11 protein-coding genes are annotated in these 13,276 nt (G+C 51.3%); 10 read left to right on the top strand and 1 reads right to left on the bottom strand.

The genetic code is table 11. The features are described from left to right. Positions 1–489 precede the first annotated feature (489 nt). The 10 genes from IMY23_RS19980 (at position 490) to hemA (ending at position 12,617) form a co-directional block, all read left to right on the top strand. Positions 490–681, top strand: a complete 192-nt coding sequence (locus IMY23_RS19980) for a TetR family transcriptional regulator (protein ID WP_225986467.1) — start codon at positions 490–492, stop codon at positions 679–681. A gap of 12 nt (positions 682–693) precedes the next feature. Further along, entirely contained in the window at positions 694–1,194 is a 501-nt protein-coding gene (locus IMY23_RS09455; RefSeq protein ID WP_225986466.1) for a hypothetical protein, read from the top strand. A gap of 20 nt (positions 1,195–1,214) precedes the next feature. Then, a complete protein-coding gene (locus IMY23_RS09450; RefSeq protein ID WP_192821848.1) occupies positions 1,215–2,951 on the top strand; it encodes a peptidase domain-containing ABC transporter in 1,737 nt (578 codons plus the stop codon). Next, entirely contained in the window at positions 2,951–4,324 is a 1,374-nt protein-coding gene (locus tag IMY23_RS09445) for an HlyD family secretion protein (protein ID WP_192821847.1), read from the top strand. Before IMY23_RS09450 ends, IMY23_RS09445 begins: the two co-directional genes overlap by 1 nt. Further along, positions 4,321–5,751: a TolC family protein gene (locus IMY23_RS09440; RefSeq protein WP_192821846.1), complete on the top strand. Its 1,431-nt coding sequence runs from the start codon at positions 4,321–4,323 to the stop codon at positions 5,749–5,751. The genes IMY23_RS09445 and IMY23_RS09440 overlap by 4 nt, the downstream gene beginning before the upstream one ends. Positions 5,752–5,907: 156 nt before the next feature. After that, on the top strand, positions 5,908–7,458 hold the full coding sequence (locus IMY23_RS09435; RefSeq protein ID WP_192821845.1) for a PAS domain S-box protein: 1,551 nt from the start codon (positions 5,908–5,910) through the stop codon (positions 7,456–7,458). An 8-nt stretch (positions 7,459–7,466) separates the two neighbouring features. Next, complete coding sequence (locus IMY23_RS09430) at positions 7,467–7,916, top strand: response regulator (protein WP_192821844.1); 450 nt, start codon at positions 7,467–7,469, stop codon at positions 7,914–7,916. A 329-nt stretch (positions 7,917–8,245) separates the two neighbouring features. Further along, on the top strand, positions 8,246–9,478 hold the full coding sequence (locus IMY23_RS09425; protein ID WP_192821843.1) for a hybrid sensor histidine kinase/response regulator: 1,233 nt from the start codon (positions 8,246–8,248) through the stop codon (positions 9,476–9,478). Beyond that, positions 9,475–10,536, top strand: coding sequence for a response regulator (locus tag IMY23_RS09420; RefSeq protein WP_192821842.1), 1,062 nt, complete (start codon positions 9,475–9,477; stop codon positions 10,534–10,536). The genes IMY23_RS09425 and IMY23_RS09420 overlap by 4 nt, the downstream gene beginning before the upstream one ends. Before the next feature lie 782 nt (positions 10,537–11,318). After that, positions 11,319–12,617 (top strand): glutamyl-tRNA reductase, encoded by a 1,299-nt coding sequence (gene hemA, locus IMY23_RS09415; RefSeq protein WP_370589841.1) that lies wholly within the window; start codon positions 11,319–11,321, stop codon positions 12,615–12,617. Between the two features lie 349 nt (positions 12,618–12,966). On the opposite strand, the gene IMY23_RS09410 is transcribed toward hemA, so the two are convergent. Continuing rightward, positions 12,967–13,260, bottom strand: coding sequence for a cupin domain-containing protein (locus IMY23_RS09410; RefSeq protein WP_192821841.1), 294 nt, complete (start codon positions 13,258–13,260; stop codon positions 12,967–12,969). Positions 13,261–13,276 lie beyond the last annotated feature (16 nt).

Here is a 13,276-nt window from a genome sequence, read left to right as displayed (position 1 = left end):
ATTCGTGCTGCTTGCCGCGCTGTAGTCAACAGCTCTGGCCGCCGTACGAAGTGAGAAAGAGGGCCTGGCTTCTGTAGTCAGCAGGTACAAGGCTGTTCTTTTTCAGTGCAAAACTACCTAGGGCTTATTGCCTGAATATTATGGCCGTGTTATGGAATTGTTATGAGATGACAGGGTGCCGTTTTTGGCCTCGTTTTCGGAAACGGAGCCAAAAACGGAAAAGGAGGACAGCTTTCTGTTTTGGGGCTCATTTCCAGAATTGAGCTCCAAAATGGAATGTTTGATTTTTATTTCGAATTAGAATAAAGATAGATATGTGTAAATCAGTATGTTAAAATTGTCAAGGACAGCCTAGCGGGTGCAGGTTTCATTTTTTTTCGGGCCAATCAAAAAACAAACTAAGCGCTGCTTTGTTGCTAGCATTGTATTACCTTATTTTGTGATAGTAATACTATTAATTGTAAGCGTAAACAGATTATACAATCTCTCATGAGTGCAGCCTTACAGATTGAACTGAACCAAAAGCTTTTCTTACGCAACCCAGACCAGACAGAACTGGGCCGGACCATTATCAAAGAAAGCATCAGGTTGATAGATGACTTGGGGTTTGAGCATTTCACTTTTAAGAAGCTGGCCAACCATATTCAGAGCACGGAGGCGTCTGTGTACCGGTATTTTTAGAACAAGCACAAATTGTTGCTGTACCTGGTGTCTTGGTATTGGAACTGGGTAGATTACCAGATTGGGTTCCATACGCACCACATGACCAATGCCCAGGAGAAACTCCAGATGTTCATCCATCTGCTGGCCACCCACCAAACCAATTCCACCTTGACCACTTACCTAGACGTGGAGGTGTTGGCCCGGTTGGTAATGGTGGAAGCCTCCAAAGCCTACCTCACCAAAGAAGTGGACCAAGACAACAAAGAAGGTTTGTTTCAGGAATACAAAAGCCTGTGCCACAAGATGGCCGAGACGGTCCTTGACATACAACCTGCCTATCCTTATCCGCATGCTTTGGTGAGTACCTTGATTGAAAGCGCCCGCAAGCATCGGTTTTTCGCGCAGCACCTGCCTTCCCTCACTGAGGTGAAAGACCAAGGGCAAAACCAAAGTAGCCTGGAAGCCTTTCTGCGCCACATTGCCTTCTCTTCTTTGGGCTTAGGAGATTTTTCATCGCAGAAACCATCTTAAACACCTCAGGTTATTCAACTATGGCAACTACTTCTACTGCTGGCACCAAAGGCAAGGCCACTCCTTTCAGGCAGTTCCTTGATTTGCTGTCCTCTGAGAAAAGGGTGATTGGGTATATTTATCTGTATGCCGTTTTCTCTGGGTTAGTCAGCTTGTCTTTGCCCTTGGGCATTCAAAGCCTCATCGGGTTTGTGTCTGGGGGGGAATTGGTCACGTCTGTCACGGTGCTTATCTTTTTCATTGTGGTGGGGGTGTTGGTGGTAGGGGCGCTGCAAGTGATGCAACTCTCCTTGGTGGAACATATTCAACAGCGCATATTCGCCACCAAAGCGTTTGAGTTCTCCAGCCACCTCACGCAACTCAAGAGCAACCAGATGGCCCTGCAAAACCTGCCGGAACTCATGAACCGGTTTTTTGACGTGATTTCCCTGCAGAAAGGAATCGCCAAGATGCTCACAGACTTTTCTGCGGCGGCCATTCAAATTGTGTTCGGGCTGATTCTGCTGTCTTTTTACCACCCGTACTTTATCATTTTCGGGGTGCTGCTGATTTTAATTCTGGTCCTTATTCTCAGGCTTACCGCGCCCCGGGGCATGCACACCAGTTTAGAGGAATCTACCTACAAATACCGGCTGGTGAATTGGCTGGAAGAGATGGCTCGTAACATCACCATCTTTAAAGTCTCCACCCACGAGAACCTGTCTCTGCAGAAAACCGATGCCTACACCAGCAACTATTTAAAAGCCAGGGAAGCGCATTTCAAGGTCTTGATTACCCAGTACATTGGTTTTGTGGGATTTAAAACCGTTATCACCGCGGCCTTGCTGTTGATGGGAAGTTTGTTGCTGGTCAATCAGGAAATCAACCTGGGGCAATTTGTAGCCACCGAAATCATCATCATCTTAATCATCAACGCCGTTGAAAAACTGCTTGTGAAGTTAGATGTGGTGTATGATGTGTTGACCAGCCTAGTGAAACTGAGCGCCGTCACAGATTTGCCCATGCAGGAGAAGCAGGAAGCCAATCTGCCTGTAGTAATGGAGCAAGAAGGCGTAGCGGTAGAGGTTAGGAATGTGTCTTTTACCTATGGCGGTGCCACCCGTGAAGCCTTGAGCCAGATAAGTTTCACGTGCGCGCCCGGCGAGAAAATTTGCCTGGCTGGTTCAGAGGAAGCCGGCCGGTCCACGCTTCTGCAAATACTGGCTGGCATCCAAACCGAGTATGCCGGTACCGTGGTGCTCAACGGCTTGTCTCTCCAGGATTACGGGGCGGCGGGCATGCAAGGTCAGATAGGGTTTTACCTTTTGCCAAGCCTTTTGTTTGAAGGCACCGTGCTGGAAAACATGACCATGGGCCAGCCCGAGGTGACACTGCCAGAAGTGCTGTGGGCCTTGGAACTGGTAGAGTTGTCTGAGTATGTGCAGGCGCTGCTCAATGGCTTGCAAACGGTCTTGTACAGTAATGCGCTCAACGTACCGGTGGGCGTGGCCCAGCGGCTGGCCCTGGCCCGCAGCATAGTCCGGAAACCCAAGTTACTGTTGCTAGACAGTTTTATACCGTCTGTGAGCCGGGTGCAACGCGAGCGCATTGCCAAACGCATATTGCAGCAAGACTTGCCCTGGACCGTGCTGCTGCTCTCCAATGATGTGGGCATCATGCAGTTGTGCCACCGGGTTCTGCTGCTCCAAAAAGGCCAACTGCTGCAAGATATTCAGGTACATCAAACTTCTAAAGAAGCGCTTCAAACGTTAGTGTAATGGCAAAATCAACTACCAAACGCCCGTACCCCGCCTCGTGGGAGCAGTTTCAGTCTTTCCAGCTGGTCAGCAAGCCCCGCCTAGGCCGAGTGATGGCCTATTGGGTAACGGGCATATTTGCGGGGCTCTTCATCTTCACCTTGCTGCCCTGGACCCAGAACATTCGGTCCGCGGGTTCTGTGACCACTTTGCAGCCCCAGGACCGACCGCAAACGGTGCACAGCACTATTGCCGGCCGCATTGAAATTTGGAAAGTACAGGAAGGCCAGCGGGTGAGAAAAGGTGATACGCTAGTAGTGTTGTCTGAAGTGAAAGAGAAGTATTTTGACCCGCAACTACTGCCCCGCATACAAGAGCAGGTGCAGGCCAAAGAAGGTAGCCTGCAGGCCACCCAAGCCAAGGCTGGGGCCCTTGAAAACCAGATTGTAGCGTTGCAGGAGGGGTTGCAGTTCAGTCTGGAGAAAGCGCGTAACAAAATGCGGCAAGGCCGCTTGAAAGTGCAAAGTGACAGTGCCGAGGTAGTGGCGCTCAAGGCAGAATTCGCGGTGGCGCAGGACCAGTACCGGCGGCAGGAAGTCTTGTACCAGCAAGGGCTTAAATCACTCACAGAATTAGAGAGCCGCCGTCTGAAACTACAGGAGGTGCAAGCCAAATTCCAAGGGGTGCAGAACAAACTGAGCATCAGTAGAAATGAAGTGCAGAACGCGCGCATTGAACTCTCTTCCCTAGACGCCGAATACCAGGACAAGATTGCCAAGGCCCGGTCAGAATTAAACGCCACCCGAGCGTATCTAGGTGATTCCCGGGCCGACATCTCCAAGATGCAGAACGAGTACGCCAATGCCCAAATCAGGAATTCATTTTACCAAATCACCGCCCCGCAAGACGGCTATATTGTACGGGCCTTGAAATCTGGTTTAGGCGAGACGGTGAAAGAAGGCGAAGCCATCTGCAGCATCATGCCGGCCAACCCGCAGCTGGCGGTCCAGTTGTATGTAAAACCCATTGACATGCCGCTGCTGGATGTTGGCCGAAAGGTGCGGCTGCAGTTTGAAGGTTGGCCCACGCTCGTCTTTTCAGGTTGGCCCAACGTGGGCTTCGGTACCTTTGGCGGTGTAGTGGCCGTGATGGACAACATTGACAGCGCCGGCAAATACCGTATTCTGGTGGTGCCAGACCCGGCCTCGGGGCCATGGCCGGAAGCCGTCCGGATTGGGTCTGGGGCCTACGGCTGGGCTATGCTGAATGACGTGCCCATCTGGTACGAGTTGTGGAGGCAGATGAATGCCTTCCCGCCAGATTACATGGGCCCAACCACCTCCCCAAAAGAAACCCAAGCCAAAACCAGCGTTCCTGAGGAAGAAGGCAAATGAAACAGGTAAGTAAAGCCTTCCTTTTCTTGATAGCCGGTTTTTTGTGGTTTATGCCTATACCGGGGTTGGCGGCAGACAGTACTGCGGTTTTCACGGTCAATGCCCTGCTGCGGCAGATTACTACGCACCATCCGGTGGCGCGGCAAGCCGCCTTGCTTTCTGAACAGGCCAAGCAAGAAATCAGAATGGCCAGAGGCAGCTTTGACCCCAGCGCCGCGGTAAAAGTCTCTAACAAAGAATTAGACGACAAGCATTATTATACCCTCTGGGACAATGTCTTGAAAGTGCCCCTCTGGGTGGGCGATATAAAAGTAGGGTATGAACGCAACACCGGGCCCAACGTTAACGGCGAAAATAGCACCCCAACACAAGGTCTGCATTATGTAGGTTTCTCGCTGCCCCTGGCGCAGGGCTTGCTCATAGATGAACGCCGGGCCACCTTGCAATTGGCTCAGCAGGCTCAGGCTTTGGCCGAAACAGAGCGCGTGAAACTCATCAACAAACTTTATTTTGAGGCGGCCAAAGCGTACTGGGACTGGGCCTATAGCTACCATCGCTGGCGCTTGTTGCAGGAAGGTTCTCAACTGGCCCAGGTACGGTTGCAGGCTATTAAAGAGCGCGTGATACAGGGAGATTTAGCGTCCATTGATTCAGTGGAAGCCTTGATTGAAGCACAGAGCCGGTTGGTGTCCGCTAATCAGGCGCAGGTAGAAACCCAGAATGCCGCTTTGCTGGTTTCTAATTTCCTGTGGCGTGAAAACAACGTGCCAGTTGAGATTCCCGGCGGCGTTGTTCCTTCCATGGTGGGCACTGAAATAGAAGTCCTGTCACCGGCGGCGCTGGCTGATCTGCTGGAAACTGCGGGCCAGCAACATCCGGAGCTTTTGAAATTAGAGGTGAAACTCAACCAACTGGACATTGAGCGGCGCTTTGCGCAAAACAAACTGCTGCCCAAAGTCAACCTAGACTACAACCTGCTTGGCAAAGGCACCACCGTGGGCGAGGGTTGGCTGCAGGACCAATACTTCCGGAACAACTATAAAATTGGGGCCAGTGTGAGTATGCCCTTGTTTCTGCGGCAGGAGCGCGGCAAACTGCAACTTACCCGCCTTAAAGTGACCAGCACGCAACTAGAACTAACCCAACGCCGCCGCGAAACCCAGAACCAGATACAAGCCACCTACAATGACCGGCTGCAACTGGAAACCCAGCTTGCCCTGCAGGAACAGGTGGTGGCCAACAGCCTTGTCTTACGCAATGGGGAACAGCAACGGTTTGAGAACGGCGAAAGCTCTGTTTTTCTGGTGAACACCAGAGAGATGAACCTGCTCAACCAACAGATAAAACTCTATGAACTCAAGGCCAAATACGGCAAGGCCAAATACCTGTTGCAGTGGGCTGCGGGGAGATTAACGGAGGGAAATTAGAATGGACAAGGAATGTCTGATTCTCGTTTTGGGGCTCATTTTCAGAATTGAGCCCCAAAACGGAAACCAGGTTTCTAAAGCCCACAAATGACATTCATCATACCCATGCTACCTTGAAATTCGTATTTTTGCCTTAGCACCCAGAACTGAACCGGCATGGCCCCAGACAACCCGCAAGACGTTACCCCGCAGAACATAGATGACAGGACTCGCCTGCAAGCCATCATTGACACCGCCATTGACGGCATTATCACCATTGACGCGCGCGGCACCATTGAGAGCGTGAACCCGGCGGCGGCCCGCATCTTCGGGTATTTGCCAGACGAAGTGATTGGCCAGAACATCAGAATGCTCATGCCCGAGCCCGACCGAAGCCAGCACGACCAGTACATTGAGAACTATCACCAAACCGGCGTGGGCAAAATAATCGGTATTGGACGCGAGGTTTTGGGCCGAAGAAAAGACGGAACGGTTTTCCCGTTTCTGCTGAGCATCAGTGAAGTGAAACTGCAGGACAAGCAGATTTTTACGGGCATTGTGCATGACATTTCCAACCTCAAGAAAGCAGAGGCCGCACTTCGCGAAAGCGAAAACAAAATCTCTTCCATCATTCAGGCGGCCGTAGATGGCATTATTACCATTGACACGCGCGGCACCATGGAAATGATCAACCCTTCGGCGGCCAAACTGTTTGGCTATGAACCGCAGGAACTGTTTGGCAAAAGTATCAACATGCTCATGCCGGAGCCCGATAAAAGCCAGCATGACGGTTACATTCATAATTACCAGGCAACCGGGCACCGCAAGATTATTGGCATTGGGCGTGAGGTGACGGGCTTGCGCAAAGACGGTACCACGTTTCCGTTTTTCCTGAGCATCAGTGAAGTGCAGCTGAGTGACCGCAAGGTGTACACCGGCTTTATCCATGACATCACGCTGCAGAAAATAAGCGAGGAACGCCTGCGCCGCTACGCGGCAGAATTGGAGCGAAGCAATCTGGAATTACAGGATTTCGCCTACGTGTCTTCACATGATTTGCAGGAGCCGCTGCGCAAGATTCAGGCCTTTGGCGATAGGCTGAAAAGTAAGGAACTGGACAACCTGAGTGAGCAAGGAAAAGATTACGTAGACCGCATGCTCAACGCGGCTTCGCGCATGCAAAACCTGATTAATGACCTGCTGGCCTTCTCGCGCGTGACTACCAAAAGCAAACCATTCGTGCGCGTGAACCTGGATCAGATTCTCTCAGAAGTGCTGTCAGATTTGGAAGTGACCATTGAGAAAACGGGCACGCAGATTATTCGATCGCCGTTGCCGGAGATTGAGGCAGAGCCCACCCAAATGCGCCAGCTGTTCCAGAACCTGATCAGTAACGCCATGAAATTCAGGAAAGAAGATGTGGCACCCATCATCAAAATCACCGCCCGCCTGACCCAGCGCCAGGCGCACCTCACGGCCACCCCCGGCGACGAGAAAGTGGAGATTGAGATTCAGGACAACGGCATCGGGTTCCATGAAAAATACCTTGACAGAATTTTTAATATCTTTCAGCGGCTAGACGGCCAGAAGTACGAAGGCTCGGGCATAGGCCTGGCCATCTGCCGTAAAATAGCCATCAGACACGGCGGCGACATCACCGCCAGAAGCCAACCCGGCCTGGGAACGCAGTTTTTCATCACCCTCGCCACCAAACAAACCACCGAGTAACCGCGCCTATGAACAACCCTAAAAAATCTATCCTGATTCTGATAGCCGATGATGACGCCGAAGACCGCATGTTGCTCAAAGAAGCGCTGGAGGAAAACCGGCTGAAAAACGCCCTGCAGTTTGTGGAGAACGGCGAAGTGCTCATGGACTACCTGCACGGCGAGGGTCAGTACCAGGACCGCGAGAAATTCCCGCTGCCCGGCCTTATACTGCTGGATCTCAACATGCCCAAAAAAGACGGTCGCGAAGCGCTCAAAGAGATAAAGGAAGACCCGCACCTGCGCATGATTCCCATTGTGGTGCTCACCACCTCCAAAGCCGAGGAAGACATCATCAAAACCTATGACCTGGGCGTGAGCTCGTTCATCACCAAACCCGTCACTTTCGTGGCGCTGGTAGACATGATGAAAACCCTCACCGACTATTGGTTTGAACTGGTGGAACTGCCTAAGGTGTAGCTGATTTTCCGTTTTCGGGCTCATTTTTGGAAACGGAACCAAAAACGGACCTCACCCCCGGCCCCTCTCCAATGGAAAGGGGAGCTTGCAGAAGTGGTTGAATTTTTATCATTCACTTATGGCAGACACCTCTGGCGCGGATTTACTTGCTGATATTATGGTTAGTCACGGAAGTAAATCCGCGCCATATAAAGGAAATCCAAATAAATAGAAATTCCCCTCTCCGTGGGAGAGGGGCCGGGGGTGGGGCTGTTTTTCGCCTCATTTGCCAAAACGAAGCCAAAAACGGAAACCCACATCATCCACACAAAACCACACGGCGCACGCGTATGTCAGACCCTATCAAAATCCTGCTAATTGATGACGATGAAGACGACTACATCATCACCCGTGACATCATCTCAGACATTCCGGCGCGCAAATATTCCCTGGATTGGACCGCTTCGTTTACCGAGGCATTGGAAATCATTGCTGAAAAACGGCATGACATTTACCTGGTAGACTACCGGCTGGGCGCGCATGACGGGCTGGAGCTCATTACGCAGGCGCTGGAAAGCGGCACTACTGCACCACTCATCCTACTCACCGGTCAGTCTGACCGCGAAACTGACGAACGCGCCATGCGCCTGGGCGCGTCTGATTACCTGGTCAAAGGCACCATCAGTCCGTTTGATCTGGAGCGCTCCATTAGGTACAGCATGGAGCACGCCAAGAACCTAGCCGAAATCCAGAAACTGAACGCAGAACTGGAACAGCGCGTGGCTGACCGCACACAGGAATTGGCTCAGGCCATCAAAGAACTGGAGAGCTCTAACCGCAGCCTCTTCAAAGCCCAGCAGGAAATCAACAAAGCACTGCAGAAAGAGAAAGAACTGAACGAGCTGAAATCCCGGTTTGTGACCATCGCCTCGCATGAATTTAGAACGCCGCTGAGCACGGTGCTGTCGTCGGCGTCTCTGATTGGCCGTTACCAAACTGAGGAAGATGATGACAAGCGCCAGAAACACGTGCACCGCATCAAGAGCGCGGTGAGCAATTTGACCGGCATTCTCAATGATTTCCTGAGCCTGAGCCGCATTGAGGAAGGCAAGATTTACAACGTGCCCACCACCTTTGAGCTGGAGCCGTTCGCGGCTGAGGTGGTAGACGAAATGCAGAGTTACATCAAGGTAGGCCAGCAAATCCACTACCAGCACCAGGGCGCCGCAGATGCGGTTACGCTGGACAAGCAACTGCTCAAAAACGTGCTGCTCAACCTGCTTTCCAATGCCAGCAAGTACTCTGCAGAAGGAAAAAATATTTATCTTACCACCCAGACGTCTGCCAAAGAAATAAAAATTACGGTGAAAGACGAGGGCATCGGCATTCCTGCCCAAGACCAGCAGCACCTTTTTACGCTCTTTTTCAGGGCGCAGAACGCGGCCAACTATGAAGGCACCGGGCTGGGTCTCAACATCGTGAAACGGTACGTAGACATCATGCAGGGCACGCTCACCTTTGAGAGTGCACTGCACCAAGGCACCACGTTCACCGTTGAACTTCCTAAAACCACTGAGCTGTGAAAAAAATCCTTTTGATAGAAGACAACACGGAAATACGGGAGAATATTTCTGAAATTTTGGCATTGGCCAACTATGATATTCTGGAGGCCGAAAACGGGAAAGTAGGCGTGGAACTGGCCAAACAGCACGCCCCAGACCTGATTATTTGTGACATCATGATGCCCCAGCTAGACGGCTACGGTGTGCTGAATATCCTGAGTAAAAACCCCGCCACCGCTACCATTCCGTTTATATTTTTAACGGCCAAATCTGAAAAAGAAGACTTTAGAAAAGGCATGAATTTGGGCGCCGATGATTATCTGATTAAGCCGTTTGATGACCTGGAACTGCTGGACGCGGTGGAGATGCGCCTCAAGAAAAACGAGATTGTGAAAGGCGACTTCCAGAAGAACGCCGCCGGCCTGCAGGAGTTTATGCAAGAGGCCAAAGGCCTGGAAGACCTGAACAAATTCATCTCGCAAGACCAGAAAATTGTCACCTACAAAAAGAAGCACCAGCTGTTCGCTGAAGGCCAGTACCCGCACACGCTTTTCTTTTTGAACAAAGGCAAAGTCAAAACCTACAAAACCAACGAGGAAGGCCGCGAATTTATCACCAACCTCTACAAAGAAGGCGATTTCATTGGCTACCTGGATCTGCTGGAAGACCAAGCCTACCGTGAATCAGCCGAAGCCCTGGAAGACACCGAAGTCTGCCTCATCCCCAAAGATGATTTCTTCTCCTTACTCCACAAAAACCGCGACGTCGCCAACAAATTCATCAAAATCCTGTCAGACAACCTGGCCGAGCGTGAAGAACGCTTGTTAAAACTGGCCTACAACTCCGTCCGCAAACGCGTGGCTGAATCTCTGCTGCTAGTGGAGAAACAATACCAAAAAGAAAACGGCGTACACGCGCCGGTGAGCATTTCCCGCGAGGATTTGGCCAACATTGTGGGCGCCTCCAAAGAGACTGTCATCAGAACCCTATCAGACTTCAAAGACGAAAAACTCATCAACATCTCCGGCGGCAAAATCACCATTTTAAATTCAGACAAACTCACCCGCATGCGGAATTGAGTTTATAGAGAAAAACTGCAGGCGATAACCCACCCCTACCCCCTCCGAGGAGGGGAATTGAAATGTGTACTTGGTGGATTTGGTAAATAAAATAAGTTTTCAAAACCACGCATTCCTGATAATTCCCCTCCTCGGAGGGGTAGGGGTGGGTTTCCGTTTTTAGCCTCATTTCCCAAAACGGAGCCAAAAACAGGAAATTGCCTTTTCGCTGGTTCAAGTTTTCAACTTGGACCCACCCACGACCTGAAGTTTGTAACTTCAGTGAAGCGCCAGCTTCAACCCACGTATTCCTGAAATTACAGCATCTAAATCAAGTCGTGATTCAGGGGCAATTTTTCCCGTAGGGATAGGGCTTGACTGCTCTTCTGGAGTTCTACTCCAGAAACAAACTGATTGGGAGTTCTACTCCCCTACGTCTGCGCGTGGTTCCCGGCGGAGTGGAACTCCGCAGCAGGAAGGTTCGGGAGTAGAACTCCCGAACAGCAAACTTATATTTTTCCCTGCAAGATTAGCCGTTGGGGAGGGGCCAGGGGTGGGGCTGTTTTTGCCCCCATTTCCAAAACTGAGCCCAAAAACGAACGGTCCTCTCCAAAGAAATTGAAGCTTTCGCTTCACTGAAGTTGAAAACTTCAGGTCATGGATAGGTCCAAGTTGAAAACTTGAACCAGTTGGAGTAGAGTGTTTGCGTTTTCGCCTTCATTTCCCAAAACGAGCCCCTAAACGGAAAACCTGACCAACATCTTTAGGGAAACTGACCTTCGTCATCTTTTGCAAAGGGCCCTGTGCCGAACTTTGTCCTAGATTTAGACGAAGCCATGCACGTTCCATTCAAAGCGCTCACCCTTTCTTACAAGCACGCCCCCATTGCCGTCCGAGAGGCTGTGTCTCTGAATGAAACCGCCAGCCGTAACCTGTTGCAGAAAATACAGGAATTCACGTCGGCCAAGGAAGTGCTGGTGCTTTCCACCTGCAACCGCACCGAAGTCTATTACGCGGCAGAGAAAGACCTTTCCCGCGAAATCATCAAACTGATTGCCCTGGAGAAAGGCTTCATTGCGTCTAAATCCATCAGTCCGTTTTTCCGGCATTTAACCGACCCCAAAGAAGCCATGCAGCACCTATACCGGGTGGCGCTGGGCGTGGAGTCGCAGGTGGTGGGCGATATGCAGATTCTGAATCAGGTGAAAAGCGCCTACCAATGGTCTACAGACGCTAATTTGGCTGGCCCAATTCTACACCGCTTACTCCATTCCGTTTTCTTCGCCAACAAGCGCGTGGTGAACGAAACCGGTTTTAAAGACGGCGCGGCCTCAGCGGCCTATGCTACGGTGGAACTGGTGGAAGAACTCACCAAAGACCTGAACCGTCCGCGGGTGCTTATGATTGGCCTGGGCGATATTGGCGCCAACGTGTGCCGCAACTTCAAGAAATCTGCCGGCATTGATCTGGTGGTAGTCAACAGAACTTTCGCCACTGCCGAAGCTTTAGCCCTTGAATGCCACGCGCAGGCCCAGCCCTGGGAAAACGTCTGGACCGAAATCACCAAAGCCGATGTGGTCATTTCCTCGGTACCCGGCGATGCGTTTTTCATCAGCAAAGCGCAGGTAGCGCCCCGCATGAAGGCCGTGAACAAATTCTTCATAGACCTTTCCATTCCGCGCAGCGTGGACAGCACTATTGAAACGCTTCCGGGCGCCTGCGTCTATAACATTGACGGCATCCGGAACCGCGCCTCTGAGGCCCTGGAAAAACGAATGGCGGCCTTGCCAGAAGTGCATACCATCATCGCTGAATCTCTGGAAGAATTCCTGGCCTGGACCCAAGAAATGGCGTTCTCACCGGCCATTCAGAATTTCAAGAAGCGCCTGGAGGAAATTCGGCAGTTAGAGATGGCCCGCCACCTCAAGCACCTGAACCCTACTGAGAAAGAAGCCGTGGAGGCCCTCACCAAAAGCATGCTCCAGAAAATCATCAAACTCCCCGTCCTGGAACTCAAAGCCGCCTGCAAACGTGGCGATTCTGAGGAGTTATTGGCTGGTTTGAGTGCGTTGTTTAATCTGGAGATGAAGCAGGAAGTGTAGAGGATTTGTACATTCATGATGATGTAGGGACAGGTCGCGACCTGTCCTTTCGCATTCCTGGTCCTACGGATTCCCGAAGGCGCATTCCATTTGGTTGCATTGCCTACCTAATGGGAGGGCCACCGTTCCGGACAGGTCAAGCCCTGTCCCTACATTCTCTTGGATGCCAGCGTGATGTAGGGGCGTATCGCATACGCCCTCACGCATTCCTGATTCAAGAATATTTGGTTCATCCTCTTCCAGGAATAAAAGATACCACAGCGGCCACCGCAAGGGCGTATGCAATACGCCCCTACAGATCAACATCTACACACCTTCAAATTCCCGCATCTTCAAATCTCCAAATTCATCAAGGCTTCACCAGCAACATTTTAAAATCAGTAACCGCCGTTAAGGCGTGCGGCACGTTGGCGGGAATGTAGATGGCGGTGCCTGAAGTCAGGTCATGGGTTTGGTCTTCCATCATGAAATGGGCGGTGCCTTCCAGCACTACCAAAACTGCCTGGTTGGGCGTGGTGTGCGTTTTCAGGCCTTGGCCTTGCGCGAAGGCGAAGAGAATGGTTTTCTGCCCGTCTTGGTTCAGGAGGATTTTGCTGTTGAATTTCTCGGGGGTGTACGGTACGTGGTCGGTTAGATTTTCCATATTAATAGCGATAAAA

This window comes from Rufibacter sp. LB8, assembly GCF_014876185.1.
Lineage (GTDB): Bacteria > Bacteroidota > Bacteroidia > Cytophagales > Hymenobacteraceae > Nibribacter.
The sequence above is the reverse complement of the archived record's forward strand: the minus strand, read 5'-3'. Positions and strand labels throughout refer to the sequence as shown.

What these genes read in the sequence shown, in the direction of transcription:
- IMY23_RS09445 (WP_192821847.1), top strand. Translation starts at nt 2,951, where the DNA reads ATGGCAAAATCAACTACCAAACGCCCGTACCCCGCCTCGTGGGAGCAG.
- IMY23_RS09440 (WP_192821846.1), top strand. Translation starts at nt 4,321, where the DNA reads ATGAAACAGGTAAGTAAAGCCTTCCTTTTCTTGATAGCCGGTTTTTTG.
- IMY23_RS09450 (WP_192821848.1), top strand. Translation starts at nt 1,215, where the DNA reads ATGGCAACTACTTCTACTGCTGGCACCAAAGGCAAGGCCACTCCTTTC.
- IMY23_RS09430 (WP_192821844.1), top strand. Translation starts at nt 7,467, where the DNA reads ATGAACAACCCTAAAAAATCTATCCTGATTCTGATAGCCGATGATGAC.
- IMY23_RS09435 (WP_192821845.1), top strand. Translation starts at nt 5,908, where the DNA reads ATGGCCCCAGACAACCCGCAAGACGTTACCCCGCAGAACATAGATGAC.
- IMY23_RS19980 (WP_225986467.1), top strand. Translation starts at nt 490, where the DNA reads ATGAGTGCAGCCTTACAGATTGAACTGAACCAAAAGCTTTTCTTACGC.
- IMY23_RS09410 (WP_192821841.1), bottom strand. Translation starts at nt 13,260, where the DNA reads ATGGAAAATCTAACCGACCACGTACCGTACACCCCCGAGAAATTCAAC.
- IMY23_RS09425 (WP_192821843.1), top strand. Translation starts at nt 8,246, where the DNA reads ATGTCAGACCCTATCAAAATCCTGCTAATTGATGACGATGAAGACGAC.